The organism is Dactylosporangium sucinum (genome assembly GCF_014647515.1).
Lineage (GTDB): Bacteria > Actinomycetota > Actinomycetes > Mycobacteriales > Micromonosporaceae > Dactylosporangium > Dactylosporangium sucinum.
Genome location: NZ_BMPI01000057.1, coordinates 17,060 through 41,150 on the forward strand (window position 1 = coordinate 17,060; position 24,091 = coordinate 41,150).

At 74.6% G+C, this 24,091-nt stretch carries 20 protein-coding genes and 1 pseudogene; 8 read left to right on the forward strand and 13 right to left on the reverse strand.

All coding sequences use genetic code 11. From position 1 onward, the window contains the following. Nucleotides 1-48 precede the first annotated feature (48 nt). The 10 genes from IEZ31_RS40915 to hypF are packed head-to-tail and all read right to left on the reverse strand — an operon-like array spanning nt 49 to nt 9,736. On the reverse strand, nt 49-528 hold the full coding sequence (locus tag IEZ31_RS40915; protein ID WP_190255504.1) for a hydrogenase maturation protease: 480 nt from the start codon (nt 526-528) through the stop codon (nt 49-51). Next, nucleotides 525-1,832, reverse strand: coding sequence for a Ni/Fe hydrogenase subunit alpha (locus IEZ31_RS40920; RefSeq protein ID WP_190255505.1), 1,308 nt, complete (start codon nt 1,830-1,832; stop codon nt 525-527). Before IEZ31_RS40920 ends, IEZ31_RS40915 begins: the two co-directional genes overlap by 4 nt. Continuing rightward, nucleotides 1,829-2,602: an NADH-quinone oxidoreductase subunit B family protein gene (locus IEZ31_RS40925; RefSeq protein ID WP_190255506.1), complete on the reverse strand. Its 774-nt coding sequence runs from the start codon at nt 2,600-2,602 to the stop codon at nt 1,829-1,831. The genes IEZ31_RS40920 and IEZ31_RS40925 overlap by 4 nt, the downstream gene beginning before the upstream one ends. Further along, a complete protein-coding gene (locus tag IEZ31_RS40930) occupies nt 2,602-3,417 on the reverse strand; it encodes an FAD/NAD(P)-binding protein (RefSeq protein WP_229836459.1) in 816 nt (271 codons plus the stop codon). Before IEZ31_RS40930 ends, IEZ31_RS40925 begins: the two co-directional genes overlap by 1 nt. Continuing rightward, nucleotides 3,414-3,875, reverse strand: a complete 462-nt coding sequence (locus IEZ31_RS40935; RefSeq protein WP_190255507.1) for a cyclic nucleotide-binding domain-containing protein — start codon at nt 3,873-3,875, stop codon at nt 3,414-3,416. Before IEZ31_RS40935 ends, IEZ31_RS40930 begins: the two co-directional genes overlap by 4 nt. Beyond that, nucleotides 3,872-4,960, reverse strand: a complete 1,089-nt coding sequence (locus IEZ31_RS40940) for a 4Fe-4S dicluster domain-containing protein (protein WP_190255508.1) — start codon at nt 4,958-4,960, stop codon at nt 3,872-3,874. Before IEZ31_RS40940 ends, IEZ31_RS40935 begins: the two co-directional genes overlap by 4 nt. Nucleotides 4,961-4,970: 10 nt before the next feature. Next, complete coding sequence (gene hypE, locus IEZ31_RS40945; RefSeq protein WP_190255509.1) at nt 4,971-6,029, reverse strand: hydrogenase expression/formation protein HypE; 1,059 nt, start codon at nt 6,027-6,029, stop codon at nt 4,971-4,973. Beyond that, on the reverse strand, nt 6,026-7,138 hold the full coding sequence (gene hypD / locus IEZ31_RS40950) for a hydrogenase formation protein HypD (RefSeq protein ID WP_190255510.1): 1,113 nt from the start codon (nt 7,136-7,138) through the stop codon (nt 6,026-6,028). The genes hypE and hypD overlap by 4 nt, the downstream gene beginning before the upstream one ends. Next, a complete protein-coding gene (locus IEZ31_RS40955; RefSeq protein WP_190255511.1) occupies nt 7,135-7,398 on the reverse strand; it encodes a HypC/HybG/HupF family hydrogenase formation chaperone in 264 nt (87 codons plus the stop codon). Before IEZ31_RS40955 ends, hypD begins: the two co-directional genes overlap by 4 nt. A 4-nt stretch (nt 7,399-7,402) precedes the next feature. Beyond that, on the reverse strand, nt 7,403-9,736 hold the full coding sequence (gene hypF / locus IEZ31_RS40960) for a carbamoyltransferase HypF (protein WP_190255512.1): 2,334 nt from the start codon (nt 9,734-9,736) through the stop codon (nt 7,403-7,405). A 172-nt stretch (nt 9,737-9,908) separates the two neighbouring features. Between hypF and IEZ31_RS40965 the strand changes: the two genes are divergently transcribed. The 6 genes from IEZ31_RS40965 to IEZ31_RS40990 all read left to right on the forward strand — a co-directional run bounded on the left by IEZ31_RS40965 (nt 9,909) and on the right by IEZ31_RS40990 (nt 17,923). Next, a complete protein-coding gene (locus tag IEZ31_RS40965) occupies nt 9,909-10,880 on the forward strand; it encodes an Acg family FMN-binding oxidoreductase (RefSeq protein ID WP_190255513.1) in 972 nt (323 codons plus the stop codon). A gap of 17 nt (nt 10,881-10,897) precedes the next feature. Next, nucleotides 10,898-11,167: a DUF1876 domain-containing protein gene (locus tag IEZ31_RS40970; protein WP_190255514.1), complete on the forward strand. Its 270-nt coding sequence runs from the start codon at nt 10,898-10,900 to the stop codon at nt 11,165-11,167. Nucleotides 11,168-11,170: 3 nt separating this feature from the next. Beyond that, entirely contained in the window at nt 11,171-13,576 is a 2,406-nt protein-coding gene (locus IEZ31_RS40975) for a glycoside hydrolase family 65 protein (protein WP_190255515.1), read from the forward strand. 30 nt (nt 13,577-13,606) lie between these two features. Then, nucleotides 13,607-14,287 carry a CBS domain-containing protein gene (locus IEZ31_RS40980; protein WP_190255516.1) on the forward strand — a complete coding sequence of 227 codons (681 nt, stop codon included), beginning with the start codon at nt 13,607-13,609 and terminating at the stop codon, nt 14,285-14,287. A gap of 118 nt (nt 14,288-14,405) precedes the next feature. Further along, on the forward strand, nt 14,406-17,021 hold the full coding sequence (locus IEZ31_RS40985) for a bifunctional acetate--CoA ligase family protein/GNAT family N-acetyltransferase (RefSeq protein WP_190255517.1): 2,616 nt from the start codon (nt 14,406-14,408) through the stop codon (nt 17,019-17,021). A gap of 47 nt (nt 17,022-17,068) precedes the next feature. Beyond that, nucleotides 17,069-17,923 (forward strand): universal stress protein, encoded by an 855-nt coding sequence (locus IEZ31_RS40990; protein ID WP_190255518.1) that lies wholly within the window; start codon nt 17,069-17,071, stop codon nt 17,921-17,923. 17 nt (nt 17,924-17,940) lie between these two features. Here IEZ31_RS40990 and IEZ31_RS40995 read toward each other — a convergent pair whose 3' ends face one another. The 3 genes and pseudogenes from IEZ31_RS40995 to IEZ31_RS57255 all read right to left on the reverse strand — a co-directional run. Continuing rightward, nucleotides 17,941-18,801, reverse strand: coding sequence for a universal stress protein (locus tag IEZ31_RS40995; protein ID WP_190255519.1), 861 nt, complete (start codon nt 18,799-18,801; stop codon nt 17,941-17,943). A 15-nt stretch (nt 18,802-18,816) separates the two neighbouring features. Then, nucleotides 18,817-19,947 (reverse strand): site-2 protease family protein, encoded by a 1,131-nt coding sequence (locus tag IEZ31_RS41000; protein ID WP_190255520.1) that lies wholly within the window; start codon nt 19,945-19,947, stop codon nt 18,817-18,819. A 285-nt stretch (nt 19,948-20,232) separates the two neighbouring features. Then, nucleotides 20,233-20,637, reverse strand: a pseudogene (locus IEZ31_RS57255) (CoA-binding protein); the annotation flags it as partial. Nucleotides 20,638-20,817: 180 nt separating this feature from the next. Between IEZ31_RS57255 and IEZ31_RS41010 the strand changes: the two are divergent. Together IEZ31_RS41010 and polX are read left to right on the forward strand one after the other, a co-directional pair. Continuing rightward, nucleotides 20,818-21,726 (forward strand): polysaccharide deacetylase family protein, encoded by a 909-nt coding sequence (locus IEZ31_RS41010; protein WP_229836463.1) that lies wholly within the window; start codon nt 20,818-20,820, stop codon nt 21,724-21,726. A gap of 10 nt (nt 21,727-21,736) precedes the next feature. Then, nucleotides 21,737-23,470 carry a DNA polymerase/3'-5' exonuclease PolX gene (gene polX, locus IEZ31_RS41015; protein ID WP_190255523.1) on the forward strand — a complete coding sequence of 578 codons (1,734 nt, stop codon included), beginning with the start codon at nt 21,737-21,739 and terminating at the stop codon, nt 23,468-23,470. The last annotated feature ends 621 nt before the right edge of the window (nt 23,471-24,091 follow it).

The window sequence follows — 24,091 nt, forward strand, 5'->3', positions numbered from 1 at the left end:
GGCCGTTGCCCGGCTCACCTCCAGCCTCTCGCCGCGATCGGCGTGCGGTCAGGGACGTTGGTCCCGACCTCCGGTCGCGGCGCGCAGCTCGTCGGCGATCCGGGCCGCCAGCCGGTCGGCGGCACCGGCCACACCGGGCGACAGACCACAGCCGTAGCCGGTGTCGGCCGCCTCGACGCCGTAGAGGACGAGGCGTTGCGGAAGGCGGCCCAGCGTGCGCGCCAGCGCCACCGCGTCGGCCGGACCGGTCGCGTGCGTCCCACCGGGCCGGTTCACCCGTCCCGGCTCCGGCATCGCCATGCGGTGGATGCGGCCCGGGTGCGGCGGATCGGCGCGGACCGCGTCCACCACGACGGCGACGCGGCGGCATTGCCACAGCAGGATCAGCGCGACGGCCTCGCCGTCGCTCTCGGCCAGGGTCACGCCGGGCAGGCCGGCGGCGCGGAGCCGGTCGACGACGGCCAGGCCGACGCCGTCGTCGCGCCGGTACGGGTTGCCGACCCCGATGACGACGGCCTCGGGTCTCACCGGCGCTCCACGGTGAGCTCGAGGAAGTGTGTGGCGCACGAGATGCACGGGTCGTAGTTGCGGATCGCCTGCTCGCACGCGGCGGTGAGGCGCTCGTCGTCGAGGTGCAGCCGGTCCTGGACGAACCGGCGCAGGTCGGCCTCGATGGCCGGCTGGTTCTGCGCGGTCGGCGGGACGATCCGGGCGGAGTCGATGGTGCCGCCGGCGTCGAGTCCGTACCGGTGGAACAGCGTGCCGCGCGGTGCCTCGGTGGCACCCCAGCCGGTCGCCGCCCGCGGGACGACCTCCTCCCAGGACGGGCTGGGCGGCTCGTAGGCGTCGATCAGCCGCAGCGCCTCGTCGATGGCGTAGACCATCTCGACCGCCCGCACGACGATGCTCCGGAACGGGTTGTCGCAGAGGTCGCCCAGCCCCGCCCCGGCGGCCGCCTGGCGCGCCAGGGGCGACAGCCGCGCGTGGTTGAGGTTGTACCGGGCGAGCGGGCCGGTCAGGTAGGTTCCGGCGGCGGCGGCGGCGAGCCGGCCGTGCAGGGCGGTGGAGTGCTCCACCTGGGTCTCGACGATGTGCTGCTCGAAGTCGGCGACCGCGAACGACCGCCCGGCCGACGTCCGGGGCGCGCCGCGGTCGATCGGGTACCGGTCCGGGTCGACCAGGGCGAGCAGCTCATGGTCGATGGTGAAGTCGGGGAAGGTGAACCCGGCGACCCACTCGGCGGTGGCCAGCGCGTCGTCGAGCGCCGGCCGCAGGACGTCGCGGGCCAGCGCCCGCAGCTCGGCCGGGGACGGCGCCCGGTAGAAGCCGCCGACGCGCACGTTGACGGGGTGGATCGCCCGCCCGCCGACGAGGTCCAGGATCGCGTTGCCGGCCTGCTTCAGCGCGAGCCCGCGTTCGACGGCGGCGCGGTGGTCGCGCGCGAGCTCCACCACGCTCGGGTAGCCGAGGAAGTCGGGTGCGTGCAGCAGGTAGACGTGCAGCGCGTGGCTGGCCACCCATTCGCCGCAGTAGAGCAGGCGGCGCAGCTCGGCGACGGGCTCGCTCACCCGCGTGCCGCAGGCGTCCTCGATCGCCAGACAGGCGCTCATCTGGTACGCCACCGGGCAGATCCCGCAGATGCGCGCCGTGATGTCCGGCGGTTCGCGGTGCCCGCGCCCGCGCAGGAACGCCTCGAAGAACCGGGGTGGCTCGTAGATGTCGAGCCGCACGTCGGTCACCACGCCGTCGTCGACCCGCACGTGCATCGCCCCCTCGCCCTCGACGCGGGCGAGGGCGGCGACCCGCAACGCTCGGTCGTGCCGGTGCGTCATCCGCGCTCCCCCTGCTCGGCCGCGGCCTGGAACTCGGGCTTCGCCACGTGGTAGGTGCGGAACACCCGGGCGACGTCCTGCGGGCTCATGCCGTTGGCCCGCAGCGACGCGACGAGGGCAGCGGTGTTGGGCTGGGCCATCGGTCCGAAGCAGCCGTAGCAGCCGCGGCCGTACGCGGGACACAGCGCGCCGCAGCCGGCCCTGGTCACCGGCCCGAGGCACGGCGTGCCGTTCGCGACGGTGACGCACGGGGTGCCGCGGACCTTGCACTGCTGGCAGACGCTGTGCACGGGCAGCGCCGGCCGGCGGCGGGCGAGGATGCCGGTGAGCACCTCGATGAGCTGGCCGCGGTCGATGGGGCAGCCGGGCAACTCGAGGTCGACCGGCACGTGCGCCGCGATCGGTGTGGAGTCGGCCAGGGTGGCGACGTACTCCGGCCTGGCGTAGACGACCGACCGGAACTGCTCCACGTCGGCGAAGTTGCGCAGGGCCTGCACGCCGCCGGCGTTGGCGCAGGCGCCGATCGTGATCAGCATGCCCGACTGCTCGCGGATGCGGTGGATCCGCTCGACGTCGGCCGCCGTCGTGACCGAGCCCTCGACGAGCGAGACGTCGTACGGTCCCGGGTCGTCGGCGCTGGAGGCCTCGAGGAAGTGGGCGATCTCGACGTGGTCGGCGAGCGGCAGCAGCTCGTCCTCGCAGTCGAGCAGCGTCAGCTGACAGCCGTCGCAGGAGGCGAACTTCCACACGGCCAGCTTGGGCTTGACCATCACAGCTCCCTCGTGGACAGCAGGGGACCAGCGGTGTCGAAGGCGACGACCGGCCCGTCGCGGCACAGCAGCAGCGGGCCGAGCTGGCAGTGGCCGCAGTGCCCGATGCCGCAGTGCATGTTGCGTTCGAGCGACAGCCACAGCCGCCCCGGGGGGACGCCGAGCCGGGCGAGGTCACGGGCGACGAAGCGCATCATGACCTCGGGTCCGCACACGTAGGCGACGGTCTCGGCCGGGTGGACCCGCAGCTGGTCGAACAGCGCGGTCACCACGCCGACGCGGCCGGTCCAGCCGGCGGCCGCCCGGTCGACGATCGTGTGGACGCCGACGCCGGCGGACCGCCACTCGTCGTACTCGGCGGGATACAGCAGGTCCGCGGGGGTCCGGGCGCCGATGAGCACCGTCACGCTTCGGTAGCGGTCGCGGTGGGCCTTCGCGTGCCGGACCGCCGGGCGCAGCGGGGCGAGGCCGAGGCCACCGGCGACGACCACGACGTCCGCCCCGTCGGGGGCGGGCAGGGCCCAGCCGCGGCCGAACGGCCCGCGGACGCCGAGCGTCGTGCCTGGCTCGGCGCGGCACAGCGCGCCGCTCGTCGCGCCGACGGTGCGCACCGTGTGCAGGAGGCCGTCGGCGCCGTACCGGCCGGAGACGGAGATCGGGATCTCGCCGACACCGAAGGCGTAGAGCATGGCGAACTGGCCGGGCCGGAACGCCGGCAGCGGCGCGTCGACCGGTTCGAGGGCGAGCGTGACCGTGTCGCCGGTCTCGTCGGCGCGGTCGGCGACCCGGTAGCGGGCCGGCGTCATCGTCGTCATGCCGCCACCCGGTACAGGTCGAGCAGCCGCATCCGGGTGGCCTGCATGCGGTCCACGACGACGGCCATGAACCGGCGGGTGAGCTCGTAGCCGAAGGCCGGGTCGGCGTCGCACAGGGTCCGCACGGCGGCGCCGTCGACGGCGATGCAGAGCACCGGTCCGGCGGCCACGGCGGCGAAGTGCCAGCGGTACGGCGGGAACAGCCAGGACCATCCGAGGACCGTGCCGGGACCGAGCGTCTCGATGATGACGTCGCCGCGGCCGGGCACCCGGATGTCGAGGTTGACCTGTCCGTCCTGGATGAGCCAGAACCGCTCCGCCGGCCCGTTCTCCTCGAAGAGCCGCGTCCCGGCCGGGAACGCTTCGGGATGCGTCAGGCGCTCCAGCCGCCCGATGTCGCCGTCGGCCAGGCCGGCGAGGAACGGGTGCGCCGTGAGCAGCTCGCGGGTGGTGCTCACGGCTGGTCCCCCGCGGCCAGGGCGTGCAGTTCCTCGGTGACGTCGATGCCGACCGGGCACCAGACGATGCAGCGGCCGCAGCCGACGCAGCCGGACTCGCCGAACTGGTCGTGCCAGGTCCCGAACTTGTGGGTGAGCCACTGCCGGTAGCGGGCGTGGCCGGAGCCGCGCACCGGGCCGTCGTGCAGGTGGCTGAAGTCGAGGTCGAAGCAGGATTCCCAGGTCTCCCACCGTTCGGCGTGGTCGCCGGTCAGGTCGGTGGTGTCGGTGACGGAGGTGCAGAAGCAGGTCGGGCAGACCATGGTGCAGTTGCCACAGGTCAGGCACCGTGCGGCGACGTCGTCCCAGCGCGGGTGCTCGAGGTTGCCGGCGAGCAGCGCGCGCAGGTCGGTCTCGGGCACGGTCCGGCCCATGCGTTCCGCCGCCGCCTCGACGGCCTCGGCGGCCTGTTCGACGTCCGCGCCGGACGCCGGCGTGGCGGGCACCCGGTCCAGCACCGACGCGCCACGGGGCGTGCCGGCGGCGGCCAGGTAGTGCCCGCCGGGACGCTCGGTCAGCGCGATGTCATAGCCGTCGTCGGCGCCAGGACGGCCGCCGGCGGACACGCAGAAGCACGCGGCGCCGGGTTCGGTGCAGTTGACCACCACGGTCAGGACGTCCGCGCGGCGGTCGGCGTAGCGTGTGCCGTCGCCGAGGACGTGGTCGAGCACGCCGATCGCGCGCAGGTCGCACGGCCGCACCCCGAACAGGGCGAGCGACCGCCGGGCCACCGGCTGCTCCGTGACGGTGAAGCCGTCCGGGCCACGGTCGGCCGACAACAGCCGCTCGCGCGGTGGGTGCAGCACCTGCTTCCACGAGTGCGGGCCCGACGTGTGGGTGAACGCCAGCCCTTCGTCGCCCGGCCGCAGCCGATAGGTGCCCGCCTCGACCTCGGTGCGCCAGCCGTACGGCAGTTCGGCGGCGTCGGTGAGCTCGGTGAGCACGACGGCCCCGGCACGGACGGTGGGGCCGACGATCGTGCGGCCGTCGGCGTGCAGCGCCTCGAAAAGCCCGTCCAGGCCGGCGAGCATGACCCTGGCCTCCATCGTCCCCACCTCAGCAGATCCGGGGCAGCTGTTCGCCGACGAGCACGTCGACGACGCGCCGGCCGCCCATGAGTGTGTGCATGACGACGCGGCCGGGATGGTCGGCGACGACGGTGCCGAGCCGGACCGCGTCGCGGCCCTCCGGGGTCGCGCGCATCGTCGCCAGCGTGGCGTCGGCGGCGTCGGCGGCGACCATCGCGACCAGGCAGCCCTCGTTGGCGACGTGCAACGGGTCGAGGCCGAGCAGGTCGCACGCGGCGGCCACGAGCGCCGGGACGGGCACCGCCTCCTCGTCGATCATAATCCCGACCGCGGAGGCGGCGGCAATCTCGTTGAGCGCCGCCGCCAGCCCTCCGCGGGTGGGGTCGCGCATCGCGTGCAGCGCCGCGCCGCCCCGCGCCACCATGGCGGCGGCGAGCCGGTGCAGGGACCGGGTGTCGGAGGCGATCTCCGCCTCGAACCCGAGTGACTCCCGGGCGCCGAGGATCGCCATGCCGTGCCGGCCGATCGGTCCGGACAGCAGCACCGCGTCGCCGGGGCGGGCGGCGCCGGCCGACATCCGCGCGCCGGGGAGCCGCCGGCCGAGCCCGGTGGTGGTGACGTACAGCCCGTCGGCGGCGCCCCGGCCGACCACCTTGGTGTCGCCGGTGGCGATCCGCACGCCCGCCTCCGCGGCGGCCGCACCGGCCGAGGCCGTGTGCCGCCGCAGGTCGGCGATCGGGAAGCCCTCCTCGATGATGTACGCCAGGGCGAGCGCGACCGGCGCGGCACCCATCATCGCCAGGTCGTTGACGGTGCCGTGCACGGCGAGGCGGCCGATGTCGCCGCCGGGGAAGACCAGCGGGTCGACCACGAACGCGTCCGTGGTGAGCACGAGCTCCGCGCCGGCGACGGTGACGACGGCGGCGTCCTCGGCCACGGCGTCCGGTGGCGCGCCGAGGGCGGGCAGCAGCACATGGCCGAGCAACTCGGCGGAGAGCCGCCCGCCGCTGCCGTGCCCGAGCAGGACCCGTTCGGTCTCGTGGGGCGGCGCGGGGCACGCGGCCCGGGCCGGGTCGACCGCGGTCAACGGGCCGTCACCTCGCCCGCCGCCAGGCCGCGGCCGGCGGCGTGGAAGGCGGCGCAGGTGCCCTCGGACGAGACCATCGGCGCGCCGAGCGGTGCGCGCGGGGTGCACAGCGTGCCGTAGGCGGTGCAGTCGGTCGGCAGGCGGGTGCCGCGCAGGATGTCGCCGGAGATGCAGTCCGGGTGCTCGCGGGTGGTCAGTGCGTCCACCGCGAAGCGCAGCTCCGCGTCGTAGGCGGCGAACTCGTCCGTGAGGGCCAGCCCGCTGGCCGGGATGGGGCCGATGCCGCGCCAGGCCCGGTCGCCGATGCGGAAGACGCGCCGGATCGTGTCCTGCGCGGTGGCGTTGCCGGCGCGGCGCACCGCCCGGGCGTACTGGTTCGCCACCGCCGCCTGGCCGGCCTCGAGCTGCCGCACCGCTATCAGGAGCCCCTCGAGGAGGTCCAGCGGCTCGAACCCGGTCACGACGATCGGCACGCGGTAGCGGGCGGCGATCGGCTCGTACTCGGTCCAGCCCATGACCGCGCATACGTGCCCCGCGGCGAGGAACGCCTGGACCTCGCAGTCCGGCGCGTCGAGGATGGCGGTCATCGCGGGTGGCACGAGCACGTGGCTGACCAGCATGCTGAAGTTGCGCAGCCCGAGGTGGTGCGCCCGCAGGACGGCCATGGCGTTGGCCGGGGCGGTGGTCTCGAACCCAACGGCGAAGAACACGACCTGGCGGTCCGGGTGTGCGGCGGCGACCCGGACCGCGTCCAGCGGCGAGTACACGACCCGCACGTCCGCGCCACGGGCCCGCAGCGCGAGCAGGTTCGTGTCGCTGCCGGGAACGCGCAGCATGTCGCCGTAGGAGGTGAACACGACGCCGTCGCGCGCGGCGATGGCGAGTGCCTTGTCGATGAGCTCCAGCGGGGTGACGCAGACCGGGCAGCCGGGGCCGTGGATCATCCGCATCCCGGCCGGCAGCAGCTCGTCGAGTCCCTGCCGCACGACCGTGTGGGTCTGCCCGCCGCAGACCTCCATGAGCGTCCACGGCCGGGTGGCCTCCGCGCCGAGCTGGGCGAGCAGCCGCCGGGCCAGGTCGGGGTCGCGGTACTCCCGCAGATACTTCACGGCTCCATCCCCTCTGGCGTCAGCTCGCGCTCGACGGCGTCGCCCATGGCCTGCAGTACCGCCAGCGTCCGCCGCGCCTCGTCCTCGTCGAGCCGGCTGATCGCGAACCCGACGTGCACGACGACGTACTCACCCACCCGGGCCTCCGGCGTGTAGGCCAGGCACACCTCACGCTGCACTCCGCCGAAGTCGACGGTTCCCATGGGCAGCCCGCCGCCGTCGGTCACGGCCACGACCCGGCCCGGCACGCCGAGACACATGCGATCACTCCCCTCGTCCCCGGGCCGCGGCGACCGCGGCCTGGCCGTAGCTGAGGCCGCCGTCGTTGGCCGGCACCCGCTCGTTGACCAGCGGCGTGAGCCCCGCCGCGGCGAGCCCGGCGACCAGCGACTCGACGAGGACGCGGTTCTGCATGACGCCGCCGGACAGGCAGACCACCGCGGTGCCGTGCCGCTCGGCGGCGCGCGTGCAGACGGCGACCGTCACGGCGGCGAGGGTGGCGTGGAACGCGGCGGCGACGGAGCCGGTGTCCGCCCCGTCCCGCAGGGCCTGCAACGCCCCGTGGAGCGTCGGCTCGGGGTCGTAGACGACGAGGCCGTCACGGGTCGTCAGGCGCCAGGGCAGGGCCGGGGCGGCGCCGTGCGCGGCCGCGTGCGTTTCGAGCGTGACGGCCGCCTCGCCCTCGTAGGTCGCGTTGTCGGCCAGCCCGAGCAGTGCCGCGACCGCGTCGAAGAGGCGGCCCGCGCTGGACGCGGCCGGGCAGTTGACGCCCCGGCTCACCATCCGCCGCACGGTGCCGACCTCGGCCTCGGGCAGCCGCCGCAGCAGCGGCGCCGCCAGCGCCTCCAGCGGCGGCCGGGGACCGTCGCCGAGCCGTTCGGCCCCGAACAGGTAGCCGAGCGCCATGCGGGCCGGGCGGCGCACCGCGGCGGCGCCGCCGGGCAGCGGCGCCCGGCCGAAGCGGGCGATCCGCCGGTACGACCGCAGGTCGGCCAGCAGCACCTCGCCGCCCCACAGGGTGCCGTCGTCGCCGAGCCCGAGCCCGTCGTAGGCGACGCCGAGGAAGCGGCCCGTGATGCCGTGCTCGGCGGCGCACGACGCGACGTGCGCGTGGTGATGCTGGACCGCGACCCGGGTCAGTGGCAACGCCGTCGCGTACTGCGTCGAGAGGTACCCCGGATGCAGGTCGTGGGCGACGACCCGCGGCTCGGCACCGGCGACGCGGCACAGCTGCCGCAGGCTCGTGGTGAACGCCTCGAGCGCGTCCTGCCGTTCCAGGTCGCCGGTGTGCGGGCCGACGATCGCGGTGCCGTCCCGGGCGATCGTGAACGTGTGCTTGAGCTGGCCACCGACGGCCAGCAGCGGCTCGGGCGCAGGGAAGGGCAGGCCGAGCGGTTCGGGTGCGTAGCCGCGGGCCCGGCGCACGACCGACGGGCGGCCGGCGGCGACGCGGACGACGGAGTCGTCGTACCGCGACCGGATCACCCGGTCGTGGCCCAGGAACCCGTCGGCCAGCCCGCCGAGCCGCCGCCCGGCGTCGCCGTCGTCGATCGCGATGGGTTCGTCCGCCAGGTTGCCGCTCGTCACGACCAGTGGGCGGGCCAGGTCGGCGCACAGCAGGTGGTGCACCGGCGTCGCTGGGAGGAACAGGCCGAGCCGGTCGGTGCCGGGTGCCACCGCGGTGGCCAGCGGGCCGCCCACGCGGCGGGCGACGAGGACCACCGGCCGGGCCGCCGAGGTCATCAGCGCCACCTCCGCCGGGGTGAGGCCGGCCAGCATGGCCGCCTCCTCGGGGCCGGTCACCATGACCGCGAACGGCTTCGCGGGACGGTGCTTGCGGGCGCGCAGCCGGGCGACGGCGGCCTGGTCGGTGGCGTCGCACACCAACTGGTAGCCGCCCAGCCCCTTGAGCGCGAGGATGCCGCCGCCGCGCAGGAGGGTCTCGGCCGCGTCGAGGGCGTCGTCGCCACGACGGTCCCCGGCCGCGGCACGCCAGGTCAGCTGCGGACCGCAGGCCGGGCAGGCGATCGGCTCGGCGTGGAAGCGGCGGTCGGCCGGGTCGGCGTACTCGTCCGCGCACGCCTCGCACATCGCGAACGACCGCATGGTGGTCCGCTCGCGGTCGTAGGGCAACTCGTCGAGGATCGTCGCACGCGGGCCGCAGTCGGTGCAGTTGACGAAGGCGTAGCGGTGGCGGCGGTCGGACGGGTCGAGCAGCTCCGTGCGGCACGCGTCGCACATGCCCAGGTCGGGTGGGATCCGGGCGAGGTCGTCACCCGTCGCGACCCGATTCGCCGGTGACGACGGGTCGACGCGGAAACCGGTCCCGTACGCCGGCGCACGGCCCCGCGGCTCGCCGATGCGCACCTCGTGAACCCGGGCGTGGGGCGGGGCGTCGGCGCGCAGCCGCGCGGGCAGCGCCCGCATCGCCTCCGCCGGGCCGGCCGCCTCCATCACGACGAGGCCGCCGTCGTTGCGGACCCAGCCGTCGAGGCCGAGGTCGCGGCCGAGACGGTAGACGAACGGGCGGAAGCCCACGCCCTGCACCGTGCCGTGGATCTCGATCCGGGAGGCCACCCGCTCCCCTGCGTCCTGCATGCCGCGCGCCGCCTTCGACTGTTCCGACCGATGCCGCAGTTGCGAGTCTCACGCCGTGTCCGCGGCAGCCGCCGCGGAACGCCGAAGGCTCACCCCGCACACCATCGGTGGTGTGAACGCCGATGCCGGGGGAAGGAGTCAGCAACGACCGACTGCATGCACGGAGGCGGCTGTGACGACTGACCCCGTGGCGAGCGTGTTGTACCGGGCCGCGGAGGACGCCCTGCTCGCGCCGTCCATCCTGAACACCCAGCCCTGGCACTGGCGGGTCCACGACGACACGCTGGAGCTGTTCGTCGATCGGTCCCGGCAGCTGCACGCGGCCGATCCGTACTGGCGCCTCATGATCATCAGCTGCGGCGCGGCGCTGCACCACGCCCGGGTGTCGCTGCGTGCATCCGGGTACGAGCCGGTGGTGCACCGCCGGCCCGACCCGCACCAGCCCTGGCTGCTCGCCCACGTGCAGGTGGGGCGGGCACATCCGCCCTCGGCGACGGCCATGCGCACCTACCAGAGCATCCGGCTGCGGCGCACCGACCGGCGGCCGTTCGCCACCGACGTCCGGGTGCCGGCCGACGTGATCGCGGGGCTGCGGTCGGCGGCGGAGGCCGAGCACGCTTTGCTGTACACGCTCAGCCCGGGGGACGTCACCTACCTGCGGTACGCCGCTCGGGGCGCGCAGACCGCCGCCGCCCGGGACCAGGTCAAGGCGGCCGAGCTGCGGCAGTGGACGTCGGGCGGCGCTGACGACGGGGTGCCGCCGCAGACCGTGGCGAAGCCGAGCCCCCGGCCGGTCCCGACGCGCGACTTCGGGCTCGGCGCCGACGCCGCGCTCGAGCCGGGACCCGGTGACGACCGCTCGGCCGAGTACCTGGTCGTGGCCACGGCCGGCGACGATCTCGTCGCCTGGCTCGCTGCCGGGGAGGCGACCAGCGCGGTCTGGTTGCGCGCCACCGTCGAGGGCCTGGCGGTCTCGCCGATGAGCGACGTCATCGAGGTCCCCGGCGCGCGGATGCTGCTGCGCAGCCTCCTGCAGCCGACGGCGCAGCCCCAGCTGGTCCTGCGGACCGGCACGACCGGCGACGCCGGACCACCACCGGAGAGCCCACGGCGCCCGGCATCGGAGGCCATCGACGTCGGATGAACGACGAGGAGATCGGCATGGTAACGGCGAAAGACTGGACCGTCGACGTCCACATCGGCGAGACCGACGGCCGGACCTACGCGGAGGCCCGGCTGCAGATCAACGAAACCACCCAGCTCAGCGGGTACGGCGAGGCCCGCCTCAACCCCGCGGACGAGGACATCCCGGAGATCGGCGACGAGGTGGCCGTGGCGCGGGCGCTGACCGACCTGGGTCATCGCGTGCTCCTCGCGGCGGCGGCCGACATCCGGGCCGTCACCGACGCACCAGTGCATCTGCGCCGATAGTCGATGGACGCGTGGACGTTCCGGTTCGACGGGGCGGACCCGTCCCGGGAGGGACTGCGGGAAGCACTGTGCACGCTGGGCAACGGCTACCTCGCGACCCGGGGCGCCGTGCCGGAGTGCGAGGCCGACGGCGTGCACTATCCGGGGACGTATGCGGCCGGCTGCTACAACCGCCTGCCGGACACCGTGGGCGGCGAGCACGTCGAGAACGAGAGCCTCGTCAACCTGCCGAACTGGCTGCCGTTCACGTTCCGGGCTGAGGACGGGCCATGGCTGGGCCGGCCCGGCGCCGAGGTCCTCGACGAACATCACGAGCTCGACCTGCGGGGCGGCGTGCTGTCGCGCCGCCTGCGCGTCCGCGACGACGCCGGTCGCACCACGGCGGTGACCCAGCGGCGGTTCGTGCACATGCGTGACCCGCACGTCTGCGGCCTGCAGGTCACGCTCACCCCGGAGGACTGGTCCGGGACGCTGACCGTCCGCTCCGGACTCGACGCCGCCGTCAGCAATCGCGGGGTGCAGCGCTACCGGGGGCTCTCGGATCGTCACCTGACGCTGCTGGCCGCCGGCCCCCTCGCCGCGGACGGCGTCGCGTGCTCGGTCGAGACGAACCAGTCCCACGTCCGCGTCGCGCAGGCCGCCCGCACCCGCGCGTTCACCGGCGGCCGGGCGGCCGGCGTCGCCGGCTGCTGCGGCGAGAGCGGCGCGGAGCAGGAGATCACGGTCAGGGTCTCCGCCAACCGCCGGGTCACGGTCGAGAAGCTGGTCACCGTGTACACCTCGCGGGACGGCGCGATCAGCGAGCCGTCCGCCGAGGCGCGGGAGCACCTGGCCCGGCTGCCGAGCTTCGGCACGCTGCTCGACGAGCACCGGCTGGCGTGGCGGCAGCTGTGGCGGCGCTTCCGCTTCGCGCTGCGCGGCCCGGAGAGTCCCGCGCTGCCCGTGGTACGGCTGCATCTGTTCCATCTGCTGCAGACCGTGTCCGACCACAGCGTCGACGTCGACGCCGGCATCCCGGCCCGGGGACTGCACGGCGAGGCGTACCGCGGGCACGTCCTGTGGGACGAGCTGTTCGTCTTCCCGATCCTCAACCTGCGCCTGCCGACGCTGAGCCGGGCACTGCTGCGCTACCGCCACCGGCGCCTCCCCCGGGCCCGCGCCGCCGCCGCGGCCGCCGGATCCGCGGGTGCGATGTACCCGTGGCAGTCCGGCAGCGACGGGCGGGAGGAGAGCCAGCGGCTGCACCTCAATCCGCTCTCCGGTCGCTGGATCCCGGACGTCACCAGCCTCCAGCGGCACGTCGGCCTGGCGGTGGCGTACAACGTGTGGCAGTACTTCCAGGTGACCGGCGATCTCGAGTTCCTCGGCCACTACGGCGCCGAAATGTTCATCGAGATCGCGCGGTACTTCGCCGCGCTGGCCGAGTACGACGGCACCCGCGACCGGTTCGTCATCCGCGGCGTCATGGGCCCGGACGAGTTCCACACCGGCTACCCCGGCACCGACCGCCCCGGCATCGACAACAACGCCTACACGAACGTCCTGACGGTGTGGGTCCTGCTGCGGGCGCTGGACGTGCTCGACGCGCTCCCCCCGCAGCGGCGGGCCGAACTGGCCGAGGCGCTGCACCTCGACCCGGCCGAGCCCGGGCGCTGGGAGGACATCTCCCGCCGGATGTACGTGCCCGTCCGGCCCGGCGGGATCATCGACCAGTTCGAGGGCTACGGCGACCTGGCCGAGCTGGACTGGCCGGCGTACCGCGACCGCTACGGCGACCTGCGCCGCCTCGACCGGATCCTCGAGCTGGAGGGCGACACCCCGAACCGGTACCAGGCGTCGAAACAGGCCGACGTGCTGATGCTGTTCTACCTGTTCTCCGCGGACGAGCTCGGGGAGCTGCTGGGCCGGCTCGGGCACACGCTGCCGGCCGACGCCATTCCGCGCAACGTCGAGTACTATCTGGCCCGCACCGCGCACGGCTCGACGCTGAGCGCGGTCGTCCACGCCTGGGTCCTCGCCCGCAACCACCGCACGGAGGCGCTGCGGTACTTCGTCGAGGCGCTGGGCAGCGACGTCGCCGACATCCAGGGCGGCACCACCGCGGAGGGCATCCACCTGGCCGCGATGGCCGGGTCGGTGGACGTGCTGCAGCGCTGCTTCGCCGGCGTGGAGACCCGCGACGGCGCGCTGCTGCTGAATCCCTACTGGCCGCGCCACCTGGGCGCGCTGGAGTTCGACATCCAGTACCGCGGGCACCGGATCACCCTGTCGATCAGCGGCGACACCGTGCGGGTGACGGCCGGCGACGGCCGCTCGCCGCCGATCCGGCTGTGCTGCCGGGGCGAGACCACCGACCTGGGCCCCGGCGAGGTCGTCCAGTTCCCGCTCGCGTCCCAGCCCCAGCGATGAGCCGTTTCACCCCGCGGAGGGAGACTCGCGATGGCCCACCGGACGCTCGCCGATGTCATGACCCGCGACGTCGTCACGGTGCGCGAGGACACGACGTTCGACGACATCGTCGGGCTGCTCACCGAGCGTCACGTGAGCGCCGTCCCGGTCGTGGACGGGCGCGACCGGGTGCTCGGCGTCGTCTCCGAGGCCGACCTGCTGCGCAAGCTGGAGTTCGCCGACACCGATCCGGCCGCGCTCGCCGGCACACCGGCCGCGGCGGTCGGCCGCGCCGCCCGGGTGAAGGCCGCGGCCTGCACGGCGGCCGGCCTGATGACGGCGCCGGCGGTGACCGCCCCGGCCGGCATGCCGGTCACCGCCGCCGCGCGGATGATGGAGGCGGCCGGCGTGAAGCGGGTGCCGGTCGTGGACGAGGGCCGCCGGCTCGTCGGCATCGCCTCCCGCCGGGATCTCCTCACGGTGTTCCTGCGCCCGGACAACGCGATCCGCCACGAGGTCGTCCGGGGAGTGCTCGAGACGCTGCTGTGGATCGCGCCGACCGAGGTGACGGTCGACGTCCGGCACGGCGTGGTGTACCTCGACGGCGAGCTGGACCGCCGGTCGCTGGCCGAATCCGTGGTGGGCATGGTCCGCGCCGTGGACGGCGTGGTGGACGTCGTGAGCCGCCTGACGTACCCCTTGGACGACACCGGCTCCGCGCCGGGTGGCTGAGGCCCTGCAACTCCTCCGCTTCGTCGAAGAGGAGGCGGCAGGCCCGGGCGTCCAGTGACCTTCGGCCGATGTGGCTCGTCCAGACCTCGGTCACCATGGACAGGAGGGGGGTACCGCGATGGAAGCCACCGACTGCCTCACGATGGACGGCCGGATCGTCCACGTCCGGACCATCCGGCCCGACGACGCGCCCGCCCTGCTCGCGCTGTACCAGCGGCTGTCGCCGCGGAGCCGGTACCTGCGCTTCTTCTGCGCCGGCGCGGCATTGGACGCCGAGGTGCGCCGGCTCACCCGGGCCCCGGACGCCGATCATGTCGGGGTGCTCGTCGAGGAGGGCGGCCGCGTGCTCGCCGCGGGTTCCTACGAGCGGGTCGGCCGGGACCAGGCGGACTTCGCGCTGGTCGTCGCCGACGAGCATCACGGCGAGGGCCTGGGCACGCTCCTGCTGGAGCACCTCGCGGCCGCCGCCCGGCGGGCCGGCATCACCGAGCTCGTCGGCGACGTGCTCCCGGAGAACGCCGCCATGCTCAAGGTCGGTCGCGACATCGCGCCCGGTTCGGCCGGCCGCTTCGTCTGCGGCGCGGTGCGGATCACCGTGCCGACCATCCCCGACGATGCGGCGCTGGCCGCGGTCGGAGCCCGGGACCGCACGGCGGCGCACCGGTCGCTGCGGCCGCTGCTCGCGCCCGCGTCCGTCGCGGTTGTCGGCGCCGGGCGGGCAGCCGGCGGCGTCGGGCACGAGGTGCTGGCGGCGCTGCGCGACGGCGGCTTCACCGGCTCGCTGTACGCGGTGAACCCGCACGCCGATCAGGTATGCGGGATGGCCGCCCACCCGACGGTGGCCTCGATCGGGTCGCCGGTCGACCTCGCCGTCATCGCCGTGCCGGCCGGGCAGGTCCCGGACGTGGTGCGGCAGTGCTGCGACGCCGGCGTTCGCGCAGCCGTGGTGCTCAGCGCCGGGCTGGACCGGGCCGCCAAACGGGACCTCGTCGCGTCGGCCCGCCGGCACGGCATGCGGATCGTGGGGCCGAACTGCCTGGGTGTGATCAACATGGACCCGGCGGTACGCCTCGACGCGGCGTTCGCGCCGGCACCGCCGCTCGCCGGGGGGCTCGCGGTGGCGTCCCAGTCGGGCGCGGTGGGCATCGCGATCCTGCACGCGAGCGCCCGCTGCGGCGTCGGTGTCTCCAGCTTCGTGTCCCTCGGCGACAAGGCCGACGTCAGCAGCAACGACCTGCTCGCCTACTGGTGCGACGACCCGGCCACCCGCGCCGTCGCCTTGTACGTCGAGTCCTTCGGCAACCCGCGCCGCTTCGCGTGGGTCGCGCGGGCATTGTCCCGCCGCAAGCCGCTCCTGGCGGTCAAGAGCGGCCGCTCGGAGGGAGGCCTGCGGGCCGGCGCGTCGCACACCGCCGCCGCAGCCGCGCCGGACACCGCCGTGGGGGCGCTGTTCGCGCAGGCCGGCGTCATCCGCACCGACACGCTCGGGGAACTGCTCGACGCCGCACGGGTGCTCGTCGACCAGCCGCTGCCGGCCGGTTCCCGGCTCGCGGTCGTGGGCAACGCGGGCGGGCTCAACGTGCTGGTCGCCGACGCCGCCGGTACCGCCCGGCTCACCCTCCCGACGCTCACCCTGCCGGGACGGGCCGGCGACAACCCGATCGACCTCGGCGCGGAGGCCACCCCGGAGGCGATGGCGGCGGCGATCCGGGCCGTGGCCGAGTCCGGCGGGGCGGACCTGCTGGTCGTGACGTTCGTCGCCACCCGTGCGAATGACGGCGCCGCGATGCTCGCGGCGCTGGCCGCGGCGGTCGACGAATGCCCGGACCTGCCGGTCGCGGTCGTCGCGGTCGGGCTGCCCGACGTCCCCGCGAACATCGGCGTCCGACGCGTGCCGGTGTTCGACCTCCCGGAGCCGGCGGTGCTCGCGCTGGGCCGGGCCGCCCACTACGCGGCCTGGCGCCGTGAGCCGGCCGGAAGCCGGCCGGTCCTGCCGGGGATCGACGCGGAGACCGCCCGCGACGTCGTGCGGCGGACGCTCGCGACCGGTGACGGCTGGCAACCGGCGGACGTGGCCCGGTCCCTGCTGGGGTGCTACGGCGTGCCGGTCGTGGAGACCGTCGCCGCCACCGGCGCCGACGACGCGGTCCGGCGCGCCGCCGCGGTCGGCTACCCGGTCGCCGTCAAGGCGGCGGCACCGGGCATCGTGCACAGGTCCGACATCGGGGCCGTCTGGCTCGGCCTGTCCGACGAGGCCGCCGTCCGCCGGGCGTACCGCGCGATCGGCGGGGCGCTCGGCCAGGCCCGCCCGGAGGTCCTCGTGCAACCGATGGCCCCGGCGGGGGTCGAGCTCGTGGCCGGGGTGGTCCACGATGAGCGGTTCGGTTCCGTTGTCATGCTCGGGCTCGGCGGGGTGCACACCGACCTGCTCGGCGACAGCTCGCTGCGCCTGCTCCCGCTCACCGACCGCGACGCCGCCGCCATGTGGCGCGGGCTGCGCGGTGCTGCGCTGCTGACCGGCTACCGCGGGGCGCCGCCGGTGGACACCGCGGCCCTGGAGGACCTGCTGCTGCGGCTGGGCCGCCTCGCCGAGGACCTTCCCGAGGTCGCGGAGCTCGACCTCAATCCGGTGCTCGCAGGGCCGCGCGGCTGCACCGCGGTGGACGTGAAGCTGCGGCTGGCCCGGGTCGGCGCGGAGCCGGACGCCTACGTGCGGCAGCTGACGCACGCTTGAGATCAGGAAGCCACGCAGGGCATCATCCCGAAGCCCGAGGAGGCATCATGAACGTCATCCGACGTCCGGTGGTCGTGGGCATCGACGGCTCGCCGGCCGCCTTCGGCGCGGTGCGCTGGGCGGCCGACGAGGCCCTGCGCCACGGCCAGCCGCTGCGGATCGTGCACGCCCTGGAGGTTCCCGTAGTCCAGGAGGAGGAGGCCTTCCCCGACGAGCAGCGACTCGTCCTCGACGCCGCCGCCGAGGCCCGCAACTGGCAGCCCGGCCTCGACGTGACCACGGCGACCAGCCACGGCAGCCCGGGTTCGATGCTCGTCGAGCAGTCCCGCCACGCGAGCCTCGTCGTCGTCGGCAGCCGCGGCCGCGGCGGGTTCCGCGCGCTGCTCCTCGGCTCGGTGAGCCTGCAGGTCGCCGCGCACGCCCACTGCCCCGTGCTGGTGGTGCACCACGCCGAACGCTGGGCCGGCCCGGAGGCGCAGCTCCCCCGCCATCAGCCGATCGTGGTCGGCGCCGACGGGTCCGCCGGCGGCGAGGCGGCCCTGGAGCTGGCGTTCACGGAGGCCGCCTCCCGGGGCGTCGGGCTGACGGCCACGCGGGCGTGGCTGGAGCCGGCCCACCGGTGGGGGCGCCGCACGGACACCGACCGGCTGGCGGAGACGGCGCGCCGGGAGCTCGCCGCCGACCTCGAACCGTGGCTGGCGAAGTTCCCGGCCGTCGAGGTCCGGCAGCGGGTGATGCGCGGTGGGACGGTACCGCTGCTGCTCGACGAGGCGCGCGAGGCGCTCATGGTGGTCGTCGGCGCCCGCGGGCACGGCGGCTTCGACGGCCTCAACCTGGGCTCCGTGCCGCTGCAGGTGCTCGAACACGCCGACGCACCCGTGCTCATCGCCCACCGGTCCTGACGGGTGGGCGCCAGTGCTCAGGCGCGGGCGATCAGGACCGGGCAGTCCGCCCGGTGCAGCAGCCGCAGGCTGACCGAGCCGAGCAGCAGCCCGGCGAACCCGCCGTGTCCCCGGTTGCCGACGACGACCAGCTGCGCCTGCCGCGAGCGGCGGGCCAGCGCGCCGATGGCGTCGCCGGTGAGGCCGTGGAAGTCCCACGCGACGCCCGGGTGGCGCACGGCGGTCGTGGCGACCTCCTCGGCCGCCTCCTCGAACAGCGCCCGGCGGACCTCCGCCGCGTCGAACAGCAGCGGTGGCGCGCCGATCGCCGGCGGTCCGACGCTCGTGTCGACGGTGCGCACCGCGCTCACGCCGCAGCCGCGGACCGCCGCCTCCAGGAACGCGAGCTCGAGCGCCAGGCGTGCCGGCTCGGAGCCGTCGAAGCCCACGAGCACCGGGCCGTCCGGCTTGGCGCGGCCCCGGACGACGGCGACCGGGCAGGTGGCGTGCGTGGCCACCTGCTGGCTCACCGAGCCGAGCACGGTGCCGGTGGTGGTCCGCCGCCCGCGGGTGCCGACGACGAGCAGCCCGGCCGAGGCGGCTGCCGCGAGCAGCGTCTCCGCGGGCCGGCCGAGCGTGGCCGTCGCGTGGACGTCGGCACCGGGCGCCGCGGCAGCGGCCTCCCGGCCGAACGCATCGGCCTGGATGTCCGCGAGCTCTTGTGCGGTGTGTGCCAGCTCCGTTCCCGGCGCGAAGGCGGACCAGGGCGCGCGCCAGTGGTAGGCGAGCACCACGCGCAGCGGCACCCGCCGCCGCGCCGCCTCGGCGGCGGCCCACCGCATGGCCACCAGCGAATGCGCAGTGCCGTCCACGCCGACGACGACCGGGCTCTCGTTCATGATCAGCAGGTCTCCTCACCGCTCGGCCCGGCGCAGTGCGGCGCGCTGGACGGCGCGCCGCACGTCGGCCGGTGACACGACACCGACGAGCTCGCCGTCGCGGACCACCAGCGCTCGCGCGTCCGGGCTCTTGCTGAGGCGTGGCATGAGATCCATGACCGTCTCGTCCGGCCCGACCACGGGTACCTCGCTCATCGGGCAGGCCGCGGCGCGCAGCCTGGTGCTCGCCCGCTCCTGCGGCGGCACGCGCCGGAGCCGGGCCAGTGTGACCAGGCCGGCCGGGCCCGCCTCGTCGACGACCGGGATCGCCGAGTGCCGCGCTTCGTACAGGTAGTGGTCGACGAAGTCGGCCACGGTCAGGTCGGCCGGCGCCGTGACGGGATGCGGTGTCATGACGTCGGCCACCCGGACTCCGGACAGCCTGCTGCCGAGCTCCGCCTCGCGCCGCTCACCGATCGCGGCGGACACGATGAACCATCCGATGAGCAGCAGCCACAGCCCGCCGATCGCGGCGCCCATGGCCAGCTGCACGAAGCCGGCCGCGATCAGCAGCGCGCCGAACGCCTGGCCGGTCCTCGCGGCCGCCCTGGCCGCCCAGGCGCGGTCGCCGCGCCACTTCCACAGCCCGGCCCGCAGCAGCCGCCCGCCGTCCAGTGGCGCCGCCGGGAACAGGTTGAACACGGCCAGCAGGAGGTTGATCCCGGCGAGCCAGCTCACCGTGCCCACGACGAGGCCGGTCTGGCCGGCGGTCGCCAGGAGCGCCGCGACCCCGGCGAAGCCGAGACCGAGCAGCAGGCTGACGAGCGGGCCGACCCCGGCGATGCGCGCGTCGGCGCCGGGGGTGGACGGCTCCCCCCGCAACCGGGCCACACCACCGAACACCCACAGCGTGATGCCTTCCACCTGGATGCCGTTGCGCCGCGCGAGTACCGCGTGGGACACCTCGTGCGCGAGGAGGCCCAGCAGGAACACGACGGCCGCCAGCAGCCCGGCCGCGGCGTAGGCCCACTCGGGCCGGCCCGGGTACCGGGCCGGGAGCCGTCCGGCCGCCAGCAGCCACGCGAGCAGCACGAAGACGATCAGGACGCTCCAGTTCGCGCCGACCTCGACGCCGGCGACACGCCCCAACCGGAAGCTCGCCGTCATGCTGACCTCCCCCAGGCAGCCGGCTCGCCGCGGCGGCTACGACCCCGCGCGACGGCTGCGGACCCGGCGCATCCGGGCCTCGACATGGCCATCGGTCCAGGTGGTCGGCGCCGACCGGCAGCTCGCCCGGTGGCTCGGCACGCACCACGGCGCCGCGGCCGACAGCCGCACCGCCCGCTGCGTCCCGCCCGCCACGACGATGCGAAAGTGCTGGTTCGGCGCGCGATCGTCCGGCTGGGGCTGCGGCGGGTACAGGCCCCGGTACACGACCGGACGGGGCGTCGCGCCGCCGGCCACCATCTGCGCCAGGGCGCGCTGCGCGCCGATGCAGCAGTCCTCGACGTAGTCCAGACCGGCGTCGTGCGCCAGCCGGCGGGCCGCAGCGCTGGCGATGCCCGGCTGCAGCCACACCGCGCGAGCGCCGGCGGCGGCCGCCTGCCGGACGAGCTCGGGCGCCTCGCGTGCGGGCCGGAAGACGTTCACGACGTCCACGGGTTCGGGAATGTCGGCCAGCCGCGCGTACGCACGCTCGCCGAGCACCTCGCTCGCGAACGGGTTGACCGGAACAATCCGCCACCCCTGCTCCTGCAGTGTCTTCGGCACCCAGTGCGCCGGCTTCAGCGGGTCGCGCGACGCTCCGACGACCGCGATCGTGCGCGCCCTCGCCAGGATCTCCCTCGCGGTGCGCATCGGAATCACCTCCCGGGGGTTCCGGCGGGACCACCGTTGGTAGTTCCACCGTCGTCCGGTGCGGGGCCGCCCCGCAACACCAAAGTCCCGCGCGTCCGGGACGTCCGGCCCGTCCGCCGTGCACGGATACCCACGGGAAATGGAGCCATCCCATACGACCGTCCCATGCACACTGACGGCATGGATGGACGTGCCTTCGAACCTGCGGCAACTGAGCTGCTGGGCTACCCCGCCGATGCCCGGATGCTCATCATCAACCTCGACGACTTCGGGATGTACCACGGGATCAACGCCGCCGTCGTCGCCTCGATCGAGGAAGGGATCGCCAGCTCGTGCAGCCTGATGGTGCCGTGCCCGGGCGCGCCGCATGCCATGCGTCTGCTGCGCGAAAAGCCGGAGATCCCGTTCGGGATCCACCTCACGCTGTTGTGCGACACGACCCACCACCGGTGGGGGCCGCTGACCGCGAGGGAGCAGGTGCCCTCGTTGCTCAGCGAGACGGGCGAGCTGTTCACGCCGGCTGAGGTTGCCGAGCTGCTCGCCCGGGCCCGCCCGGACGAGGTGGAGCTCGAGTTCCGCGCGCAGGTCGACGCCGTGATCGACGCCGGGCTGACGCCGACCCACCTGGACTGGCACTGCCTGGCCGACGGCGGACGCGCCGACATCTTCGACCTGACCCTTGCGTTGGCCGAGGAGTACGGCCTGGCGATGCGGGTCTGGCTCGATCCAGGGCGCCGGCGGGCGCGGCGGCGTGGTTTGCCGGTCGTCGATCACGACTTCCTGGACAGCTTCCGGTTGGACCTCGACGGCAAGTCGGCCCGATACGCGCAGCTGCTCCGCGACCTGCCGGTTGGCCTGAGCGTATGGGCGGTGCATCCCGGCCTGGGCGACGATGAGTCGCAGGCGCTCGATCCTGGCGGCTGGCGCGTGCGCCGGACCGACTACGAGTTCCTGACCTCGCCGCAGGCCCGTGAACTCCTCCGGCAGGAGGGGATCACGGTGACCGACTACCGCAGCCTCCAGCGGGTGTGGTCGCAGACCAGCGCACGCCGTCCTTCCGGGCGCGTCGCCGACGGGTCCGCCGCCTAGACTTGGTGCAATGGCGCGGGCCAACGACGCCGTCGCGGCGCTGCTGCAGGAGTACGCGGATCTGCTGACCATCACCGGGGGTGAGCAGTTCAAGAGCCGGGTGTACGAGAAGGCGGCTCGTGCGGTCGGCGGCCTTGCGTCCGACGTGGCGAGCATGGACGCCGGCGAGCTGCGGCAGATCCGGGGCGTCGGCGCGTCAATCGCCGACAAGATCACGGAGTACCTGCGCGACGGGCACGTGGCCGCGGTGGACGCGCTGCGGCTGCAGGTGCCCAGCGGCGTGCCCGAACTCGTCCGGATTCCCACCCTCGGCCCGAGACGGGCCGTGCAGCTACACGACGATCTCGGTGTCACGTCCGTCGACGAGCTGCGGGACGCGATCGTCGCCGGCAAGCTGTCCGGCCACCGCGGCTTCGGCGAGCGGACCGCCGAGAACATCCTGCACGGCATCGAGCTGCTGGAGCGCAGCCACGGCCGGGTGCTGCTGTCGGTCGCCACCGACGCGGCGGAGCAGGTCGTGGAGGCGCTGCGCGGCGTGCGGGGATGCCGGCGGTGCATGTGGGCGGGCTCGCTGCGCCGGTTCCGCGAGACGGTCGGCGACATCGACGTCCTCGCCGCCGCCACCAGGTCGGGTCCGCTGATGGACGCCTTCGTCCGGCTGCCGATGGTCGCCGAGGTGCTGGCCGGCGGGCCGACGAAGACCTCGGTTCGGCTGGTCGGTGACCTGCAGGTCGACCTGCGCGTCGTCCCGCTCGCCTCGTGGGGCGCGGCGCTGCAGTACTTCACCGGATCCAAGCCCCACAACGTGCGGATCCGCGCGATCGCTGTCCGGGCCGGGTTCAAGCTGTCCGAGTACGGGCTCTTCCGCGTCGACGACGGCAGCCTCGTGGCGTCCGCGACCGAGGAGGAGGTGTACGAGCGGCTCGGGCTGCAGTGGGTCCCGCCGCCGCTGCGCGAGGACCGCGGCGAGGTCGAGGCGGCCCGCGACCACGCACTCCCGGCGCTGGTGACCGCGGCCGACATCCGCGGCGACCTGCACACCCACACGGACCTCACCGACGGCGTGGCGTCGCTGGCCGACATGGTCGCCGCGGCACGCGACCGGGGCTACGAGTACTACGCGGTCACCGACCACGCCAGGAACATGCCCATGCAGCGGATGACCGACGAGAAGATGCTCGCCCAGCGCCGGGCGTTGCGGGAGCTGGAGTCGGCCGGCGGCCCGGTCCTGCTGCACGGCACGGAGCTCAACATCGGCCCGGACGGCGAGCTGGACTGGCCGGACCGGTTCCTGGCCGGCTTCGACCTGTGCGTCGCGTCGGTGCACTCCCACTTCGCGCAGCCCGCCGAGCAGCTGACCCGGCGGCTGATCCGCGCGTGCGAGAACCCGTTCGTCACCATCCTGGGCCACCCGACGACCCGGCTGATCGGCAAGCGGGCACCCGTCGACGCCGACTTCGACGCGGTGTTCGCCGCCGCCGCCCGCACGGGCACCATCCTGGAGGTCAACAGCTTCCCGGATCGGCTGGACCTGCCCGACGAGCTCATCCTCCGGGCGAAGCGCCACGGCGCGCGATTCGCCATCAACACCGACGCGCACGCACCCGTGCACCTGGACCACCTGCGCTACGGCATCGGCACGGCGCAGCGCGCCTGGCTCACCGCCGAGGACGTCGTCAACACCTGGCCAATCGCCCGCCTGCGCACCCTCATCACCGCAAAACGCAACCCAGCACCCCGCTGACCCCCGCCCCAGAGCACCCACCCCACACCGCTAGGTTCAACGCGCCCTCCAGCACGTCGCCCAAGCCGCTTGGGGGCACGGGATGGAACCCCACAAAACCGCGGACGAACCCCGCGGAGCCAGAAAGCCGCGCGTGCGAGCGCGCCGGCTCGCGAACCCCGACTCAACCGCGGGCGAACCCCGCGGCACAAGAAGCACCACGGCGAGCGTGAGTCGGGGAACCGCACCAAACCGCGGGCGCAGCCCGCGGAACAAGAAGCACCACGGGGAGCGTGAGTCGGGGAGCCGCACCAAACCGCGGGCGCAGCCCGCGGAGCTAGAAACAGCAGCAACAACAACATCACTCTTGTCCGGCGGTTCATTCCATGTTCAACTGGCGCTCCTAGATTTCCGCGGGCAACGACTGGAAGGAAACAAGATGTCCGCTCTGCTCTCCGCCATCGCGGTCGAGGTGGTCAGCGCTCTGCTCGTCTCGCTCGTCGTCGTCGCGGTCCGCCGCCTCTTCAGCCGCCCCGCGGCCGCCTGAACCGAAGCGGGTCGCGGGTCACCCGATCCGCTGGCCCGTCCGTGGGTTGATCGTATGAGCGCCGGGTAAGCCTCTTCTTTCTGGAGGTACTGACC